Origin of the sequence: Cytobacillus sp. FSL K6-0129 (assembly GCF_038007625.1) — a bacterium.
Lineage (GTDB): Bacteria > Bacillota > Bacilli > Bacillales > Cytobacillaceae > Cytobacillus > Cytobacillus kochii.
Window position 1 is genome coordinate 1,176,551 of the sequence record NZ_JBBOXM010000001.1, and the last position, 19,339, is coordinate 1,195,889.

A 19,339-nucleotide genomic window follows, 5' to 3' on the forward strand; every position below is an offset into this window, starting at 1 on the left:
CGAGACAATAGGAACTGGATTGTTCTACTGAGCACCGCTTTTTAGCGTTGCCATGTAAGAATACCATCTCACCTATTGTCTCAAACCTCTAATATTGATCTAATACTATTAATGTTTGTTGTGTGTAGTCAATTAAATCAAGTAAGTCTTCTAATTGATCTTCTGTTATCAGTCTGTCAAAATTGACTACTATCTCTTGCGTCCATTCATTCTCTACCTTTATTAATCGTTGTTGAATGGTACGGCGATTCCCCCATTGTTTAACGACTTGCTCGTAAGCTGATTCTAATTTATTTTTTTCCTGTTTTTGCAGAATAAAAGAGATGGATAGATGAGCACCGATTTCATTTGTGAATGGGTGCGTAGGCTGCAATTCCGCCGTAATTTGTTGCAAATTGGCCTGTAAGGTAATTTTTGCTGATAAAGTGTTAGCAACGGTTGTATCCGTAAATGAGATGTCATAGCGTCGGCTAAATTTCGCTAGATTCATCCAATCATTTCGATCGATTATCTTCATTTCACCCGTTAAATCAAAATCATAAATATGCCCCTCTAAAACAACCTTCATATTATCAAAAGCTATTGGGTCAAACAATGTATCAATTCCCCTTTATATTGATTAAAATAATCCTTTCGCTTGTCCTTGTTGATCCACATCCATTTGCATCGCTGCGGGTACTTTAGGTAACCCAGGCATTGTCATAACAGCTCCTGTTAATGCCACAATAAAACCGGCACCTACAGAGGGCTTTAATTCTCTTATAGTTATTGTGAAGTCAGAAGGAAGACCTAATTTTGCTGCATCATCGGATAATGAGTATTGGGTTTTAGCCATACATATAGGGAGATAAGACCAGCCAAAGCGTTCAAAATCGGCTAATTGTTTCTTTGCTTTCGATGTAAACTCAACTCTGCTTGCACCATACACATTTTTAGCAATTGTTTCAATTTTCTCTTCTAAGCTGTCATGTAAATTGTAAAGTGGTGTAAACGATTGGTCTGTTTTTGCAATTTGCTCTAACACTTTCTCTGCTAACTGTAAGCCACCTGTTCCTCCTTCTGCCCATACTTCTGTTAGTGACCATTGTATATTTTGCTCTTCACACAACTCTTTAAAAGTCTCAATTTCATCTGCGGAATCACCATTAAAGCGATTAAGTGCAATAACGAACGGCAAACCGAAACTCTGAACTGTTTCAACATGCTTTTTCAAATTAGAAAATCCTTTTGCTAGTGCAGCCGTGTTCTCTGAGCTGAGATTTTCCTTAGCGACGCCCCCATGCATCTTAAGTGCACGAATCGTCGCCACAATGACAACTGCATCAGGACTTACACCCATATTTCTCGCTTTTATATGTAAAAATTTCTCTGCTCCTAAATCGGCGCCAAATCCCGCTTCTGTTACAACATAATCAGCTAACTTCAAAGCAGTGTTTGTCGCGATCACACTATTACAACCATGTGCAATATTCGCAAATGGTCCACCGTGTATAAGTGCAGGTGTATGTGCTAAAGTTTGTACTAAATTAGGCTTGATTGCCTCTTTTAATAAAAGGGTTAAAGCACCTTCAGCACCTAAATCAGCCACCGTAACCGGTTGTTTGTTAATATTATAAGCAATAATCATTTTGCCTAATCTTTTCTTCAAATCATGTAGGTCTTTCGCTAAACATAGTACAGCCATTACTTCAGAGGCCACTGTAATATCAAAACCATCTTCTCGCGGAATACCTTGAGCAGGACCTCCCAGACCAACAATGACATTTCTTAGCGCACGATCATTTAAATCCATCACTCTTTTCCAAATAATTCTTCTCTGGTCAATTTTAAGATCATTTCCTTGTTGGATATGATTATCGATTAAGGCAGATAAGGCATTATTTGCTGTAGTAATCGCATGAATATCACCTGTAAAATGAAGGTTAATATCTTCCATCGGTACGACTTGTGAATAGCCCCCTCCTGTCGCTCCACCTTTAATGCCCATTGTTGGACCTAGAGATGGTTCTCTCATGGCAATCATCGACTTTTTCCCTAACAGATTTAATGCATCACCTAAACCTACAGTAACAGTTGATTTCCCTTCGCCTGCAGGTGTGGGATTAATGGCTGTAACAAGAATTAATTTCCCATTTTCCTTACTCTCCACTCTTTTAAGTGTTTCGGCTGTAAGTTTCGCTTTATATTTACCAAATTGCTCTAAATCATCGGCTGTAAGTCCGAGCTTTTCCCCAATCTGGTGAATTGGTTTCATCGTTGTTTCTTGAGCAATTTCAATATCTGACTTCACATATTTCCCCATCGCTTTTCCTCTCCTCTATACCAGTTGTCATTGCAAGCGTTACTATTGTATCACTTCCTAAATCTAAATAATGATATGTGACGAGAAATTTTCAAATTAATGATAATTTTAAGGTTTTCAGGTTGCTCAATAAGTTAAACGTCTTTATAATAAGTTTATTGAAATTTCACACAGTAGGGGATGATCACTTGCCAATCACCATTCCACAAGGACTTCCAGCACGGGAAATTCTCGAGGAAGAGCAAATATTCATTATGGATGAAGGTCGCGCTAAGGGGCAAGATATTCGCCCATTAAACATACTTATACTTAACCTCATGCCGCAAAAAGAAAAAACAGAAACACATTTATTAAGGTTATTAGGTAATACACCGCTTCAAGTCAATATTACCTTGTTGAAAACCGTTACACATCATTCAAAAAATACAAGCCACATCCATCTTGAGCAGTTTTATTCAACATTTTCTGAAATCAAACAAAAAAAGTTTGATGGCATGATTATTACGGGTGCTCCGATTGAATTACTCTCCTTTGAAGAAGTCGATTATTGGGAAGAGTTAAAAGAAATAATGGACTGGACAAAAACCAATGTCACGAGTACACTCCATATTTGTTGGGGAGCACAAGCAGCACTTTACCATCATTTCAATATTGATAAGTTTGAGCTACCGGAAAAATGTTTCGGCGTGTTTGACCATGATGTAGAAAATTGGTCAGAAAACTTATTACGCGGTTTTGATGACTCTTTTGTCGCACCCCATTCAAGGCATACTGATATATCATTAGAAGAGTTAAAGAATCATAGTAAGGTCAAGGTTCTTGCTGCATCACCTCAAGCGGGTGCTTTTATTATGAGCGCCAATGAAGGTAAACAAATTATGATTACCGGTCACCTTGAATATGAAGCAACGACTCTTGCTGAAGAATATGAGCGAGATCGGGCAAAAGGATTGCCCATAGCCATTCCGAATCACTATTATCCCAATGATGACCCAACCAAGACACCAAAAAACAAATGGCGTTCGCACGCCCATCTTTTATTCTCCAACTGGTTAAATTACTATGTTTATCAACAAACACCCTATGAATGGGATTAAAAATAGCCGATCCGTAGAATATACGGATTGGCTATTTTTTTATTTTGCATACATTGTGAATAGGAATTGATTTTGAAGAACTAGACAGTTGACAATTAAGAGGATTCTACTCGGACAAAAATGGTCACAATAGCAATCTCGGCAATAATTTTGATTACTCCGTTTCGAGCAATAGTAGAACTATTATTGAGAGATTCCTTAATTCCTCTCCTTGGGAAACAGTATTTTAAAACTGAGTTTCATTATTGCATTATGATCAGGTCAGTTTCCATAATCAAAAGCGGTGTTTTCCCCCTTTTTGCACTACTCCCTATAGTCACTTTCATCGCCCATGAGCAGCGTCTCTCTTTTGAGGCCCTTTTAAATTCTGCTATACAAACAACCAATACATGTACACTAATTCTGCTGCACATAGCCACCTTCTTCATACGGTTGGACAACGACAAAACCTTCGCCTGAAAATTTCATTTGCACTGAGTCACCGCTCCCACGGCCTACAAATGTTTTGAATGAGACATCCGCAACGAATTCCGGTTGCAAATGGCCAGACCAAGCGACCGTTGCATGGGGATCTGTTAATACCGGTTTATCAGGAGTTACCTTTAGTGTTAATGGTTCATAATGAGTCGTTATTGCCGCCATTCCCTCTCCTTCTAAGCGAATATTGAATAGTCCACCTGAAACGATGCCAGCTACTTTTCTCATAAGCTTGACGTCCCACTTCAAACTTGGTTCAAACGCTAATAAATCATTGGCACTCACGCATAATGTATCATTATGAAAGCGGATGATGGAAATCTTCTTTCCTTGATCCGCTAAATAGAGTTTCCCCCTACCTGTTGCCTTCATAAGAGCTGTGCTCTCCCCAGAGAAAGCACGTTTGAACATTTTCCCAATTCCATGTTCTAAAATCCCTTCACGCACAAATTTGATTTGACCTTCATACGCAATCATGGAACCAGCTTTTGCCCAAATCTGCTGTTGTAAGTTCACTTCTAATAACCGATCCGTTTCTAACTCAAATAGGCCCTGACCCCTATCTTCTTGCTCTGTTTTCTCTACAAACTCTGATAATGAGTACCTACTCATAAGCTCACTCCTTTTGAAAAATAAAAATCCACATAAAAGATAGTGCTTGTTGCAATGGAAGAGGTAATCCTCCTTTAGGTAACGACTCTGCAGCCTTTTTATAAACACCTTGCTCTGCCACTTTTTTCATTGGGAGCCCTTGCATTAGCTGTTCAAACTCCCATGGCATCATCGTGTTGCAAATGACCTTTTCTCCTAGTAATCTAGGAAAACTATTGTTTCTAGGTCCGGCAGTTGGTCCCAGTATCCCAAAACACCCATAACCACCCGGCTTCAATATTCTCACAGCCTCTTTCATTGCATTATACGGATTTTCTGTCCATTCCATAGAATTTATTGCCAACACCCCGTCAAAATGATGCTCAGCAAATGGAAGTTCTGATAAATCCCCTTTGATAAATTGGTTATCATTCGTTTGGTTCACCCGGTTTGCTTTTATAAGCATTTCATCAGATACGTCGACCCCAACTACATTGATGGCATGTGTTGAAAGCTTATAAGCTCCCATTCCATCACCACAACCAAGGTCACATACCTGATTATTCGCCTTTAGGTACTGAAGGAAGAAAGGGATAATTTCCTTGCGGCTCCCTTCATTCCACATACTTTCTGATCTTTCATGCCAACTATCCGACCGCTTATCCCATTCTTTAGCAGATGCCTTTTTCCAATCAAATTCAGCCATCAAATATTCACCTAACCCTCTTTATACCTATTTTTACATTATGTGATATAAAATATTTAATTTTCTGTCTATATTAATGTAAAAAAAGCAGAGTTATCCACCCTCCATAACTCTGCTTTTATTCTTCTTCATTTTTTCGTTGCACCACTCTTAATGACTCTACTCTATCTTTATTCTCTTCGAAAAACTGTACTAAATCACCAATGCGGTCAATAGCATCCCAACTTAAATGATGTTCAATTCCTTCAACATCTTCATATATATGTTCTTCTTTCACACCAATAATTCGAAGCATTTGCTCTAATAACTCATGGCGGTAAACGAGGCGTTTGCCTATTTTCTTTCCTTTTGTCGTTAATACTAAACCACGGTATTTTTCATATACGAGATATTCATCTTTATCTAATTTCTGCACCATTTTAGTGACTGAAGAAGGGTGAACAGATAGTGCTTCTGCGATATCAGAAACGCGTGCATAGCCTTTTTCTTCAATTAATAAATAGATTTGTTCTATATAATCTTCCATACTAGGTGTTGGCATGTGGATCCTCCCAAAAAAGGCTAACATCTATGATAAACGATATTTGTTACATACAGTATAGCCGCTTACTTGATCAAAAAAAGCATAATGATAGTGGTTTCATAAGCTGTTATAACGCAAATGAAAAACCACTACTTAAAATATTACTATAAGAATCCTCATGAAACAAGGAAGATATGGGAATAGACGGAAAGACTTAGGTTGGAAACTTAAATTTAATTTTATTTTCCTTTTTATCCCACACCAATGCTGCTGCAAACAATTTGTCTTTCCCTTGGAAACCCTCCAGCACATCAGTCTCACCACTTTTCAACAGTTGTTTCACTATTTTTTGTGTCATTGACTTACCGAGAATTTTCTTAGATAAGGTAAATGTACAATTCTTTTTCTGATAGTTGCTGCAACCAAAAAATTTACCCTTGTCTACCACTTGACCATCACATAATTGACAATTACCTAATGGGGATTGTCGCTTTTTCTTAAATGTTTTTGGGATAAATTGTTGTTTATCTTCTTCAGAGAATATCCATTCATTCGTTACTTCCTTCGTAGCGGCAATTAAATGATGGACCATTTGACTTGTTTGATCCATAAATTGTTTAGGCGATGCCTCTCCTTTAGAGATTTGCTTTAAGCGTTGCTCCCATTTCGCCGTCATTTCAGGAGATGCTAATATCTCTTTACCAACCGCGATAATGAGAACCTTAGCTTTTGAAGTAGCATAGACTATATTCTTTTTCACATCAATATAACCACGATCTTTTAGCATCGTAATAATGCCCGCTCTTGTTGCTTCAGTTCCAAGTCCTTCTGTCTGTGTTAATACTTGTTCAAGTTCTTTATCATCGATATGTTTTCCTGCTGTTTTCATCAACGTTATTAATTGACCTTCAGTGTATCTTTTAGGAGGCTGTGTTTTACTCTCCTTTACTTCTGTTTTTTCTGTTATTCCTTTATCTCCTTTATCTAATAAGGGGAGATTCACATCTTTATCTTTCTCAACTGGAGAAATCACTTGGCGATAGCCTTGATCAACAATTACTTTTCCTTTAGAAATGAACATCGCTCGCTCATCAACCAGAGTTCTAATTGTTGAGTACTCGATTATTGCTTTCTTATGGTGGGCAGCGATGACACTTTTCGCAATTAGGTCATAAAGTTTTTTCTCCTCAGAAGCAAGTTTGGAGAAGTCTGGAATTTGCTCAGTCGGAATAATGGCATAATGGTCAGTCACTTTCTTTTCATCCACATAGCGCTTATTCTGAATGATGGAGGAAAACGGTAAAGGAAAGAAATCCTCATAATCCTTTATTTTTTCATAACGAGCCAAAATTTGTGGCAATGTGTTGGCCTCCTCCGTGGTAATATGCCTTGAATCGGAACGAGGATAAGAAACCCACCCTTTTTGGTATAACTTTTGAACAATATCAAGTGTTTTCTTAGGTGAGAATTTATAACGCCGATTTGCTTCTGCCTGAAGTGCTGACAAATTATACAATTGAGGCGGTAGGAATTCTTTCTTTTCCTTTTTTATATCTGCTATTGTTGCTTCCTTCCCTTGGCAAAACAAAGCAATTTTCTCAGCTAATGCGCTGTCCATAATACGACTATTACCCTTATCTTCCCATTTCCCCTTATATTTTTTCCCGGTGATCTTGAAGGTTGCTTCTACTTCCCAAAAAGGTTCAGAAACAAAAGATTCAATTTCAAGCTCCTTTTTTACAATCAATGCTAATGTAGGTGTTTGTACTCTACCAACCGAGAATACATCTGAGAATCCTTTTTGTTGTAATAATAACGTATATAGTCTAGAAGCATTCATTCCGACAATCCAATCGGCACATGACCTTGTATAAGCTTCGAAAAAAAGGTTTCTCGTATCTTCTTCATCTAATAGCTGTTGAAACCCTTTTTTAATGGCATTCGGCGTTAATGAAGAAATCCATAATCTCTTCATTGGCAAATTTGATTTTGCTTGACGCAATATATTTCTTATTATCAGTTCCCCTTCTCTCCCTGCATCTCCCGCATGAATAACTTCATTCACCTCTTGATGTGATAAGAGCTTTTTAATGACCTGGAATTGCTTTATTTTATCTTTGGAGACTTCGTGCTGAAACTGGTTAGGTAGAAGAGGGAGTGTATCTAATGTCCATTTTTTCCAAGTTGTATTATACACTTCAGGAGGAGAGAGTTGACATAAATGCCCGATAGCCCATGTGATAAAGCCACCATCTGTCAAAATAGGATTAGGAAGAATTTCGATATAGCCTTGGTGTTTCTTTTTGGGGAAAACAGAAGCGAGTGTAGCTCCTTGGTCTGGTTTTTCTGCAATAATTAGTTTCATTCTTACTCTCTTTTCTATCAAAATATTATGTTTCTATCTTACTAAAAAATGTGAAGAAAGCAAGAAGTAAGAGGTCGATATCTTAAGATGGATTACTATAAATGATTTATACATTCCCATTCGTAAACTTTTATTTAACAAAAGTAGAATAAAGGCTGCTATTTTAAATAACAGCCTTTATTACATATGAACACGATTTAAGGAGCAGTAGTTCCTGATCGAAAACGTTTATGATTCAGCTTTTTACCTAACAGTCCTTTTGTTGGTGAAAAGATAAACACGAGAGCGAATAGAGCCCCACTCATCATCGCCATTGAACCAGAGATTGAACTGTCAATCCAGGTAGCTACATAATAACCACTAATCGCTGCTATTACTCCGAAGAATGCACTTAAACACAGCATATGACTTAGTTTATTGGTTAATAAATAAGCAGAAGCACCTGGTGCTATTAACATCGCTACGACAAGTATGGCACCGACACTATCAAATGAAGCGACAGTTGATACTGAAACCATGCCCATCAATAAGTAATGAATAAACATAACTGGAATACCGATAGAAGCAGCAAGTGCAGGGTCAAAAGATGTAATTTTTAGTTCTTTATAAAATAACATCATCAAAATAATATTTAATATCAGTATACTCATTAACATGATGAATGCTTTTGGAAGCGGTGGTAAAAAACCGATTTCCACCATGTCGAATGGAACAAAGGCAATTTCACCCATTAAAGCATGGTCGACATCTAAATGAACACTATCAGCAAACACTGTGATAAGTATCACGCCAATAGCAAAAAAGAAGGTAAACACGACGCCAATTGATGCGTCTTCCTGAATGCCCTTATGATTAAGAAATTGGATAAGCATAGCCGTAAATAAACCAACTATTGCAGCACCGATGAGCATATAAATTCCATTCATTGATTGACTGATTAGAAAAGCAAGCACAATCCCCAACAAGACTGTATGACTAATTGCATCAGCAAGCATCGCCAACTTCCGTAAAATGAGGAAACAGCCGATTACACCACAAGTAATGCCCACTAATGATGCGACAATAATAATCCAAATTTCATAACTCATCTACTTCACCTGCCCTTGTTCACGAAGAAGCTTTTGATTGGTCATTCTCCGTTTGATTTTAAGTGTGATGATACCACGGGCAGGTGCAAATAGAATGGATATAAAAAAGATAATCGTAGCAGTTACTACGATAAAGGGGCCAGTTGGAATCCCTCTATCTAGTGAACTAATCAAAGTACCAATCACACCTGATATCGCTCCGAATATGCCAGAAATCATGACCATTTTACTAAGTGAATTCGTCCAATAACGGGCAGATATCGCAGGTGTAATAAGTAATGCCGCCATCAGAATGACACCGACTGCCTGAATACCGATTACAACAACAGCTACTAAAAGGGTCATAAACAAAAAGTTTAACGCGCTAACCGGTAAACCTAAGCCTTTAGCGAATTCCACATCAAAAGTAATTAGTTTAAATTCTTTAAAGAAAATAATGGTCACCATAAGTAATAATGCCGCTGCCCCTGCCATTAATTTCACATCACTACTAACCATTCCTGCTGCCTGACCAAAGATAAAAGAATCTAGACCGCTCTTATTGCCAGAAGGCATTTGCTGTACTTTCGTTAATAAGACAATACCTACGCCGAAAAACGTGGATAGAATTAAACAAATGGCCGTATCTTCTTTTAAAATAGACGCGGAGGCAATGTATTGAATACAATAAGCAGCTAGTAAACCTGTAAGGGTCGCTCCTATTAAAAGGATGATGAGCGACCGCTCTCCTGTTAACATAAACCCTATACATATTCCTGGTAATGCAGCATGTGCAACAGCATCTCCGATTAAGCTTTGTTTTCTTAGTAAGGCAAAACTCCCTAAAATACCGCTAGCTAACCCTAGAAGGAGCGTACCAATTAACACCCACTGCGTATTTGCTGCTAGTAGCATTTGCCCTATTTGTTCCATCACTCATGTCACCTCTTTTGTTCCACCATTACTTTTCCTTTATCTAAAAAAGCTAGCTTGCCCCCGTATGTTTGGTGTAATTGTTCTACTGTAAAAACCTCTTCAGTGACACCAGATGCAATGACTTCTTTATTTAATAAAATACAATGGTCAAAGTATTCTTCAACTGTTTGTAGGTCGTGATGAACAACAATGACTGTTTTCCCTTGATCTTTAAGGTCTGTTAATAATTGTATAATCGCTTTCTCTGTTGCTGCATCCACACCGACAAAGGGTTCATCCATAAAGTAAACTTGTGCATCTTGAACGAGCGCTCTTGCTAAGAATACCCTTTGCTGTTGCCCCCCGGATAATTGACTTATTTGCCTATTGGCGTAGGAATCCATTCCCACTTTCTTCAAACTTTCTTTTGCGAGTGCCGTATCCTCTTTACCTGGTCGTTTAAACCAACCGATATGGCCATACCTTCCCATTAAGACAACATCTAATGCACTTGTTGGAAAATCCCAATCCACTGACCCTCGTTGGGGCACATAACCCACCAGACGATCTTTTGCTTTGTAAGGTTTTCCGTATATTTTAATCTCACCTGACACTTTAGGAATTAGGCCCAATATCGCTTTAATCAAAGTAGATTTTCCGGCACCATTTGGTCCAACAATTCCGGTTAAACTGCCTTTTGGTATTGAGAATTGAATATCCTTTAGTACTGCCGTTTTATCATAGGCTACAGTTAAATTTTTTATTTCTATTGGATTTGTCACTATAATCACTCCTATATACACTTACATAAAAACAATCTTTATTTTAATGATTGAACAATCGTATCTACATTATGTTTATACATACCAACATAAGTGCCTAGTTCAGTGCCCTCTTCTCCCATAGCATCAGAGTATAATTCTCCACCTATACTTACCGTATGGCCCTTTTCCTTCGCTCCTTCAATCACTGCATTAATTGATCGTTCGGATATACTTGACTCTACAAAAACGGCATTGATTTCTCTATCTGCAATTGTATTCACTAAATGTTGCACATCCCCTAAACCATATTCAGCGTCTGTACTTAACCCTTGTAAACCCATAACTTCCATATCATAAGCATTACCAAAGTAATTAAACGCGTCATGAGCAGTGACTAGAACACGTTTCTCTTCAGGAATTGAATGAATTTGTTCTGTGGCATATGCTTTTAATTCTCTCATCTCTGTAAAATAGGCTTCTGCATTCGCTTCATAATCATCTTTATTTTCAGGATCAACTTCAATCAATGCATCCTTTGCTGTAGTCAATGCCTCTATCCACAAATCAATATCGAACCAAATATGTGGGTCTACCGCATTTTGATTATCTTTATCAGCTAGTAAGTTGGATTCTTCTAATGAATCGCCTACTGCCACAACAGTAGTTTTCTCGCCCATTTTCTCTAACACTTCAAGCATCTTGCCTTCTAAGTGCAAGCCATTATACATAATTAAATCCGCATCTTGAAGCAGACTAATGTCACTTTGCGTAGCTTTATATAGATGTGGGTCTGTGCCTGGTCCCATCAGACTATTTACTTCCACATGTTCACCACCGATATGCTCAATACCATCAGCTATTTGAGCAATAGTCGTTGTTACTTTCAATTGATCATTTTCGGTATTTCCTGCTTCATTACTTGAACAAGCGGCAAGCACCATTAAACTAAACATAGTAACTAATATTCTTTTCATCTCTACCCTTCTCTCCCTTTATATTCCTTATTTGATTATATGCATACTTTTTTAATCGATACACTTTTTTTAACTAAATCTATAAAAGTTTCCTATGTGCAACATTTTAACTCATGGTGAAAAAACCGTCAATAAGTAAACATGACAAAACAGAAAAAACCCGCAAACAGCGGGTTTCTCAATTTCTATTATAAACTGCATCAAACTAAGGTTCGTTTATCAACTTCAGGAACCATTTTTTTCTCATAAGAGACTAAAGAATCACTAATGCTGATCTTTTTTCCTCGAAACGATGCCATTTTTTATTTGGAACCAATCGACTTCATTTATAATGTTAGCAACGGTGAGGATATATGATGGGATCGTCTCAATTGAAAAAATGATCGCACCGATATCTTTGTCAAATAAAATAAAGGAATCCCCATGATTATAGTGTAAAATCTCATGTCCCATTTTAACAATCGATTGAAAAATAATATTCTTTTCTATATCATCAGCATCCACATTAATAGCAAAACGCAAAATCCACTCCCTCTCATTGATGCGAAAACGATACATATGGCCACCTTCTTTGATTGATTTACCTATCATATGAATGCCGCGATTAATTATGACACTTTCTTCCTAATAACCATAATAGAAAAACATGTATCTAAGCTTGTCATTCTTACTTTGAACCAATCATTTAGGATGGTTATATTCTTCTAAATAAAGCTACTTCTATCACCAAAATATCCATTTGATAACCCAACTTAGTAGCGCCACTCCACACCCTGGAGAAAAAACTGAAATTTTTACAATATTTTAAAGAAAAAACTTTCAGATTTCTTGACGGAATTCGATTAGTATTGTATATTTAATACATCATTTAACAGAATATATTTCCTATATTCCATGATAATATTGCAGTATGTTTATGTTGGATGAAAATTTTTTCTGAAGGCTTGGAGCCTTCAAAGTTTTAGGAGGAAAAGTTCACATGCAAAACGGTAAAGTAAAATGGTTTAACAATGAAAAAGGTTTCGGTTTCATCGAAGTTGAAGGTGGAGACGATGTATTCGTACATTTCACAGCTATCACTGGCGAAGGCTTCAAATCTTTAGAAGAAGGTCAAGAAGTTTCTTTCGAAATCGTTGAAGGTAACCGCGGACCTCAAGCTGCTAACGTTGTAAAACTTTAATCTGTATATAATCAAGGCTGGCAAAATTGCCAGCCTTTTATTATGTAAAATTTTTGCCAATACTTTGGATTTTTTCTCCCACAGTACATTTGGTTATACAAAATCGGTGAGCAAAGTTTCGTCCATATTCTTTACGATGATATTTGTATAAGAAACAATCCTCACAATAAAAATCAATGACTTGATCAACCTCTTTTACTAATTTCTTTTTCTCATCCACAATAAACCTTCCTTCCTATAACAACTGCATTTTACTATAGATTCTTTTCCCGTTTAAACTTTGTGTCGCTAACTTATGTGCTTCCTGATTATCTTTTCTTACAATAGGAGTGTACGTTACATTTAATGATAATAGGCTCAGCTTTTCCTCAATCCGATCTAACCAATCATTTAATACTTTCTCATAACAAGGCCATTCGCCAGCTAATTGCATTAATAGTCCTTTTGCATCTCCTCTTATTTCACAACTCTGCCGACTGACATTTAATTCTTCTAATTGTGAAAGAGCAAAGAAAAGGGCAGCATATTCCGCTTCATTATTTGATTCTAACTCGTGAAAACATTCATTGGCTCTTATACGATACTTTTTCTTTCCTTGTCGATAGTAGATAACAGCACCTAAGCCTGAGGTCTTCGTTTCGTCATGAAAGCCACCATCAAAATAAATCACTAAATCATGCGGTTCTTCCTCTACTTCTTCTAATAGCTTATTTAATTCTTTTATGGTCCAAGATGTACCGTTTTCATCCAAACACTTTATTTCTGTCCATTTAGGATGATGAGAAAACTCTTCTCCCATATCAAGAGCAGACTCACCATCTAACCATTCGGAAGAAAATAAATAGCTTTCGTTATTTTTTAGTTTATAAGCTGCAATCAATTGATATTTCATTTATTTTAACACGCCTTTTAATAAAATGATGATTCAAAAATAAGGTGCTTGTATGCTACACTTACTTGTAGTTTGTATTTTTCATCATATGTCTTTCTGTAGCAAAATATCTCTTTAATGTTATACGATTATTATGAACATTTCTCCTTCATCGCATTACAAAGAACTCCCACTATTTTATCACAAAAGGAGGAATTGCATTGATTGAAGTATATATAGACGGTGCAAGTGCTGGTAATCCTGGTCCGAGTGGTGCAGGAATATTTATAAAAGCGAACGGAATTGTAGAGAGGCATAGTATTCCACTTGGAAATATGGAGAACCATGAAGCGGAGTTTCAAGCATTGATTTTAGCATTAAGAATTTGCATAGAAAATAACTATCGAACCGTTTCCTTTCGCACGGATTCACAAGTGGTAAATGCGAGTATTGAAAAGGAATTTGCCCGTAATAAAAAGTTTGCTCCACTTCTTGATGAAGCACTTGAATTAAGTAAGCAGTTCGACCTTTTCTTTATGAAGTGGATACCAAGTATACAAAATAAACCTGCGGACGAATTGGCAAGAGCGGCTATTCGAAGAAATAAAAAATAATGTGGCAGTCAACTAAAACGGCAGACTTCTCTCTTCTACTTGTCGCGTTCATTTGGGGAACTACTTTTGTTCTTGTACAAAATGCTCTCCAATCTCTTAGCGCCTTTTCATTTAATGGTATCCGCTTTCTTATTGCTGCATTTTTCTTAACAATAATGGCGATTATTTTTTATAGGAAGCAGTGGGAAAGACTAACTAAACGTACACTAATGGCAGGTATCTTGTTAGGTTTATGTCTCTTTATCGCCTATACATTTCAGACAATTGGGCTTCATTATACTTCTTCAAGTAAAGCAGGTTTTATTACTGGTTTGAGTGTGATTCTTGTGCCTATATTATCAATTTTTATATTAAACATAAAGATTACTCGTAATGCTTTTATTGGCGTATTTGTCGCTACCTTAGGACTTTACTTACTAACAGCACAAGATATCTCTGCATTTAATAAAGGTGATGGTTTTGTATTCATTTGTGCATTAGGCTTTGCTTTCCATATTATATTAACAAATTTATTTGCACAGGCTCATTCAGCTATTATTTTAACTATTATACAAGTAACAACTGTGGGTTTACTCTCTATTTTATCAGGTTTTGTCTATGAGGGATGGTCTTACGATAGTGAATTATTATTCAGGCAAGAGGTTATATTCTCCTTACTCATTACAAGTATTTTTGCTACAGGGCTGGCCTTTTTAGCACAAACACACTTCCAGCAATTCACCTCTCCAACAAGAGTCGCTGTTATATTTGCAATGGAGCCTGTTTTCGCTGCACTGACAGGCTATATCTTTGCTGGAGACCGTTTATCGATCATCGCCATGTTTGGTTGCCTATTCATTCTACTTGGTATGATATTAGCTGAGTGGCCGCAAAAAAAATCGTTTTACTGAGAATTCAATCGAAAAAAAATGAACTGTACCTCCAATTGTTAGCTCATATGTCTAAAATTTGGGGCGCAGTTCAGCCTCTACATCATGCTTGTTCATTTTTTATTTTTTAAATAGATATATGCAAACTCGTTTTCATATAGTTAATTGCTTCCTTGCGGTTCGGTATATTATTTCCCATAAAACGCTCTAACAGTGATAAATAAAAACTGCCATCAAATGATTTTTGCGCCTTTAATGTCATCTCTATTGCTGTATTAACTAATTCATCTGGTGCATTTGTGTAATGTTTACCGAAGTATATAAAGCCTATACTATCTTCTTCAAGCTGAAACCCTTTACCTTCCAAATGGCATAAATATTCTTCTAACGATTTCAATGGTCGCGCCAGTCCCCTCTTTTTCTCCTACTCAATACCTATATTTTAGCTTATTTTCCGACAAGTTTCTACAATATTAAGTGAAGTATTCTAACTTTGCTTCAGGAAAGAATTTTACCATATATTGATAGAGCGTCTCCTTTATATCTTCCTCTTCTTCTTTTTTATAAACATATTTTCCAATTCCATACTTTCCCCATTTATATCGTCTTTTTTCCTCATCTAGTTCAAGTTTTGTCATTGGATAGTTTTTTTCAATTACTCGTTTCGCCGGCTTAGTAAAACGATGTTGAATAAATTCAAAAGTTAAATCTTTTTTTGCTTCAATTGGCAACTCGGCTTCTAACCGTTCAAACATTTCATAATATCCTTGTTGCCAACCGTCATGTAAATAAATAGGTGCCACAATAAACCCGAGTGGATAACCAGCTCTCGCCACTTTGCCAGCAGCTGCTATACGATCTTTCAATCTTGATGTTCCAGGTTCAAAAAACTTAATTACATAATCAGCATTCACACTAAAGCGAAAACGTGTTTTACCATTATGGTTCGCATCTAATAAATGATCGACATGATGAAACTTTGTCACAAACCGCAATTTACCATATTCTGATTGCCCAAAATGTTCAATCGCTCTTTTTAATGTGTGAGTAATATGGTCAATGCCAACAATATCAGATGTACAAGATGCTTCAAATCTTGTTATTTCTGGTGCTCTTTCCGCCATATATTCATCAGCAGCAGTTAGAATCTCGTCTACATTTACATATGTGCGAATATAAGGTTTACTTCCCATTGTTGTTTGTAGATAACAATAATGGCAATGTCCCATACATCCAGTCGCGAATGGAATCGCATATTCTGCTGAGGGCTTTGATGTATCAAACTTTAACGTTTTCCTTATACCGACAACTAACGTAGATTTAGCAACACGATATTTTTGAAAATCATTGTCCCCTGGTAAATTTCTGACTTGATTATGGGATGTTGTATATCTAATTTCTACATCAGTATTTTCAAACCGCTTCTTTAATTGTTGGCCAAGTGGATAATCCAGCGCGTTCGGTTCAAAATAAACAAGTTTTGGCTCGAATGGCTTCAATCGTCTATCCCTCCTTGAAGGGTATCATCAAAATAGTTTCCATATGTTTCATATGCTTCTGCTTCATTTGAGAAAACAGCCACTTCCTCTGTTAATGGATAATAATTTTCATATAAAAACAATGCTAACTCACCTGGTCGCTCTGGGTTATTGACGACAGCAGCAGCCTGAATATTAGCTACATCTTGTGTATGCGGATTACGATAAAATACATAAACAATATCTCCAGCATTATAATTCATCATAACGTCTCCTTTTAATGAATGATCTATCATACATTTTGTGTTAGTTTCCTAAATACTTGCTATAATAATTTTGGTAAATTTATTGAGAGGAAGTGCAATATACGATGAACTGGAAGGTGTAGTTGGGGAAAACGTAATTTAGTATAACAAAAAAAAGCCATCAGGAATGACCATTCCCAATGACTTAAACGTTAAATCACTGCAGGATGACGCAGTAATTTAGCAATACCTCTTAGTTCAATTTCTTCTAGCTTCTGATTAACTTTATTTACGTTATATTTCCATTCAGCTTCTACTAAAGTACATTCAACAGGAACATCACATTTAATTTCTGCTAATTGTCTGCTTAAATGTAGCATGTCCAAATCTTGCTCGATTTTAGTTTTTTGCCCTTTTGTTAGTGCTTCAATGTTCTCTAATACGCCTTCTATGTGCTCGTATGTTTGTAAGAGTTTTAGTGCAGTCTTCTCACCAATCCCCTTTACCCCAGGATAATTATCGCTTGGGTCACCCATAAATGCTTTTAAATCGATTAACTGCCTTGGTTGTATCCCTTTCTCTTCATAAAAGCTATCTGGTGTGTGGACTTCATAATTACCCATCCCCTTTTTCAAAAGGGCAACCGATACATTCTTATCTAATACCTGTAAAATATCACGATCCCCTGTAAGAATCACAACCTCTGCTTCTTCTTTTAAAACCTGTGAAAGCGTGCCGATACAATCATCTGCTTCATAACCTGTAACACCGATATTTGGAATATCAAAGCTCGCTACCATATCTTTCGCCAGCTCAAATTGTGGGACCAATTCAATCGGTGCTTCCGGTCGATTTGATTTATACCCGTTATACATATCTGTTCTGAATGTTTTACTGCCCATATCCCAACAAACGGCAACATGGCTAGGGTTAAAATGGTTCACACCCATTAAGAAATGCTTCATAAATCCATATATGCCATTCGTTGGCGTTCCTTTAGAGTTATACATAAATTGACCAGTTACAGCTGTTGCAAAATAAGCTCGAAATAATAAAGCCATCCCATCTACAAGAAGGAATCGCGGGTTTTGTAGTTGTTGATTTTCGTTCAAAGTTGTTCCTCCTCCATCTAAAGTATCATTATTATAACATAGATATAAAAAATGTATGGTTTTCGCTCTGTAACTGATTTATTGCTGAAAAAAAAGAGGAAAATCCGTTGTCATCGCAACCAGTTAAGGTGACAAAGAGTTCGGATTTCCCTATAAAAATTATTTCTCTTTCGTTGCAACCGAATGCTCCTCATAAGAAATCCAGTCACTAAAGCTACCAGGATAGAGCTTTACATTTTTGTAACCTGCTTCTTTTAATGCTAAATAATTGGGGGAGGCAGTAATCCCTGAACCACAATAAACTATAATCTGCTTGTCTTTCTCAATTTCTGAAAACCGTTGCTTTTGCTCATCAATTGATTTAAACTTGCCTTCACTTAGAGTGTCCATCCAGACTTTATTCATTGCTCCAGGTATATGACCTGCTTTCTTATCAATCGGTTCAATCAAACCGAGATATCTCTTTTCTTCTCTTGAATCAATTAACACCACTTCATTATTCGGATGCTCAATTGCTTCTTTTACTTGTTTGTAATCGGCAACCATGTCCGTTTGAATGGTTGCTGTGAATTCACCGCGTCCAAATGACTGAACCTTGCTTTCAGTAGGATGACCTGAAGCTAGCCATTCTTTAAAGCCGCCATCTAAAATATATACTTTCTCATGACCAAAATAGTGAAACACCCACCAACAACGAGCAGCAAATGACCCTTCCCCGTTGTCATAAACGACAATTTTTGTATCATTCGTTAAACCGACCGCTTCTGCCTTTTCGACAAATTGCTCTGTTAAAGGCAGTGGATGTCTACCCCCATGCTTTTCTACTTTTGATGATAGATCTTGTTCTAGGTGAAAATAAACAGCGCCGGGAATATGACCGGTGCGATACTGCTCAAATCCTTCTTCAGGATTAGCGAGGTTAAATCTACAATCAATTACTCTCACATCATTTAGATGTTGGAAGAGCCATTCTACGTTAACTAAGCTGTTCATCCCCGTCACCCTTTCTTTTTTCAATGAGTCTTTTCACATGATCCTTAGGCTCCCAGCAATTAAACTTGTAATTAGGCTTCGTTTCATAACCTAAACGTTCACAAAAATATCTCATTCCATTTTCATTTTTAACGGCTAAGAAGTTTATACAAGTTGCACATACATGAAAGGTGTTTACATCTTTCAAGCATGTCAC

At 36.9% G+C, this 19,339-nt stretch carries 23 protein-coding genes; 4 read left to right on the plus strand and 19 right to left on the minus strand.

The window, feature by feature from the left end; all coding sequences use genetic code 11:
* Positions 1-88 precede the first annotated feature (88 nt).
* Complete coding sequence (locus tag MHI57_RS05640; protein ID WP_095372845.1) at positions 89-595, minus strand: hypothetical protein; 507 nt, start codon at positions 593-595, stop codon at positions 89-91.
* 24 nt (positions 596-619) lie between these two features.
* Positions 620-2,302 (minus strand): formate--tetrahydrofolate ligase, encoded by a 1,683-nt coding sequence (locus MHI57_RS05645; RefSeq protein WP_095372844.1) that lies wholly within the window; start codon positions 2,300-2,302, stop codon positions 620-622.
* A 188-nt stretch (positions 2,303-2,490) separates the two neighbouring features.
* On the opposite strand from MHI57_RS05645, the gene metA reads away from it, so the two are divergent.
* Positions 2,491-3,399, plus strand: a complete 909-nt coding sequence (metA, locus tag MHI57_RS05650; protein ID WP_095372843.1) for a homoserine O-acetyltransferase MetA — start codon at positions 2,491-2,493, stop codon at positions 3,397-3,399.
* 396 nt (positions 3,400-3,795) lie between these two features.
* On the opposite strand, the gene MHI57_RS05655 is transcribed toward metA, so the two are convergent.
* From MHI57_RS05655 to MHI57_RS05695, 9 genes are all read right to left on the minus strand, one after another.
* Positions 3,796-4,488 (minus strand): AIM24 family protein, encoded by a 693-nt coding sequence (locus MHI57_RS05655; protein ID WP_095372842.1) that lies wholly within the window; start codon positions 4,486-4,488, stop codon positions 3,796-3,798.
* Between the two features lie 4 nt (positions 4,489-4,492).
* Positions 4,493-5,173: a class I SAM-dependent methyltransferase gene (locus MHI57_RS05660; protein ID WP_340975341.1), complete on the minus strand. Its 681-nt coding sequence runs from the start codon at positions 5,171-5,173 to the stop codon at positions 4,493-4,495.
* 118 nt (positions 5,174-5,291) lie between these two features.
* The gene (gene mntR / locus MHI57_RS05665) at positions 5,292-5,714 is read right to left on the minus strand and encodes a transcriptional regulator MntR (protein ID WP_095372840.1); all 423 of its coding nucleotides are present in this window, start codon (positions 5,712-5,714) and stop codon (positions 5,292-5,294) included.
* Positions 5,715-5,910: 196 nt separating this feature from the next.
* Positions 5,911-8,061 (minus strand): DNA topoisomerase III, encoded by a 2,151-nt coding sequence (locus MHI57_RS05670; protein ID WP_340975342.1) that lies wholly within the window; start codon positions 8,059-8,061, stop codon positions 5,911-5,913.
* A gap of 197 nt (positions 8,062-8,258) precedes the next feature.
* Positions 8,259-9,149, minus strand: a complete 891-nt coding sequence (locus tag MHI57_RS05675) for a metal ABC transporter permease (RefSeq protein ID WP_340975343.1) — start codon at positions 9,147-9,149, stop codon at positions 8,259-8,261.
* Complete coding sequence (locus tag MHI57_RS05680; RefSeq protein WP_307313741.1) at positions 9,150-10,061, minus strand: metal ABC transporter permease; 912 nt, start codon at positions 10,059-10,061, stop codon at positions 9,150-9,152.
* An 8-nt stretch (positions 10,062-10,069) separates the two neighbouring features.
* Positions 10,070-10,825, minus strand: a complete 756-nt coding sequence (locus MHI57_RS05685) for a metal ABC transporter ATP-binding protein (protein ID WP_370873260.1) — start codon at positions 10,823-10,825, stop codon at positions 10,070-10,072.
* A gap of 38 nt (positions 10,826-10,863) precedes the next feature.
* A complete protein-coding gene (locus MHI57_RS05690; protein WP_340975344.1) occupies positions 10,864-11,781 on the minus strand; it encodes a metal ABC transporter solute-binding protein, Zn/Mn family in 918 nt (305 codons plus the stop codon).
* Between the two features lie 264 nt (positions 11,782-12,045).
* Entirely contained in the window at positions 12,046-12,372 is a 327-nt protein-coding gene (locus MHI57_RS05695) for a hypothetical protein (protein WP_095372835.1), read from the minus strand.
* Positions 12,373-12,760: 388 nt separating this feature from the next.
* On the opposite strand from MHI57_RS05695, the gene cspD reads away from it, so the two are divergent.
* Complete coding sequence (gene cspD, locus MHI57_RS05700) at positions 12,761-12,961, plus strand: cold-shock protein CspD (RefSeq protein ID WP_053476725.1); 201 nt, start codon at positions 12,761-12,763, stop codon at positions 12,959-12,961.
* Between the two features lie 40 nt (positions 12,962-13,001).
* Here the strand turns inward: cspD and MHI57_RS05705 are convergent, their stop codons facing one another.
* Both MHI57_RS05705 and MHI57_RS05710 read right to left on the minus strand, forming a co-directional pair.
* The gene (locus MHI57_RS05705) at positions 13,002-13,181 is read right to left on the minus strand and encodes a zinc-finger domain-containing protein (protein WP_095372834.1); all 180 of its coding nucleotides are present in this window, start codon (positions 13,179-13,181) and stop codon (positions 13,002-13,004) included.
* Between the two features lie 15 nt (positions 13,182-13,196).
* Positions 13,197-13,853 (minus strand): reverse transcriptase-like protein, encoded by a 657-nt coding sequence (locus tag MHI57_RS05710; protein ID WP_095372833.1) that lies wholly within the window; start codon positions 13,851-13,853, stop codon positions 13,197-13,199.
* A 200-nt stretch (positions 13,854-14,053) separates the two neighbouring features.
* Here MHI57_RS05710 and MHI57_RS05715 point away from each other — a divergent pair, with 200 nt between their 5' ends.
* Both MHI57_RS05715 and MHI57_RS05720 read left to right on the plus strand, forming a co-directional pair.
* The gene (locus MHI57_RS05715) at positions 14,054-14,446 is read left to right on the plus strand and encodes a reverse transcriptase-like protein (protein WP_095372832.1); all 393 of its coding nucleotides are present in this window, start codon (positions 14,054-14,056) and stop codon (positions 14,444-14,446) included.
* Positions 14,446-15,336: a DMT family transporter gene (locus MHI57_RS05720; protein ID WP_340975347.1), complete on the plus strand. Its 891-nt coding sequence runs from the start codon at positions 14,446-14,448 to the stop codon at positions 15,334-15,336. The genes MHI57_RS05715 and MHI57_RS05720 overlap by 1 nt, the downstream gene beginning before the upstream one ends.
* A gap of 106 nt (positions 15,337-15,442) precedes the next feature.
* Here the strand turns inward: MHI57_RS05720 and MHI57_RS05725 are convergent, their stop codons facing one another.
* From MHI57_RS05725 to MHI57_RS05750, 6 genes are all read right to left on the minus strand, one after another.
* Positions 15,443-15,712: a DUF6123 family protein gene (locus MHI57_RS05725; RefSeq protein WP_191811007.1), complete on the minus strand. Its 270-nt coding sequence runs from the start codon at positions 15,710-15,712 to the stop codon at positions 15,443-15,445.
* Between the two features lie 76 nt (positions 15,713-15,788).
* Positions 15,789-16,814 (minus strand): spore photoproduct lyase, encoded by a 1,026-nt coding sequence (gene splB, locus MHI57_RS05730; protein WP_095372829.1) that lies wholly within the window; start codon positions 16,812-16,814, stop codon positions 15,789-15,791.
* On the minus strand, positions 16,811-17,059 hold the full coding sequence (locus MHI57_RS05735) for a transcriptional regulator SplA domain-containing protein (protein ID WP_095372828.1): 249 nt from the start codon (positions 17,057-17,059) through the stop codon (positions 16,811-16,813). The genes splB and MHI57_RS05735 overlap by 4 nt, the downstream gene beginning before the upstream one ends.
* Before the next feature lie 191 nt (positions 17,060-17,250).
* Positions 17,251-18,150: a 5'-3' exonuclease gene (locus MHI57_RS05740; RefSeq protein WP_307313135.1), complete on the minus strand. Its 900-nt coding sequence runs from the start codon at positions 18,148-18,150 to the stop codon at positions 17,251-17,253.
* Between the two features lie 159 nt (positions 18,151-18,309).
* A complete protein-coding gene (locus MHI57_RS05745) occupies positions 18,310-19,143 on the minus strand; it encodes a sulfurtransferase (protein ID WP_328197654.1) in 834 nt (277 codons plus the stop codon).
* A complete protein-coding gene (locus MHI57_RS05750) occupies positions 19,127-19,330 on the minus strand; it encodes a hypothetical protein (RefSeq protein WP_095372826.1) in 204 nt (67 codons plus the stop codon). The genes MHI57_RS05745 and MHI57_RS05750 overlap by 17 nt, the downstream gene beginning before the upstream one ends.
* Positions 19,331-19,339: the final 9 nt, after the last annotated feature.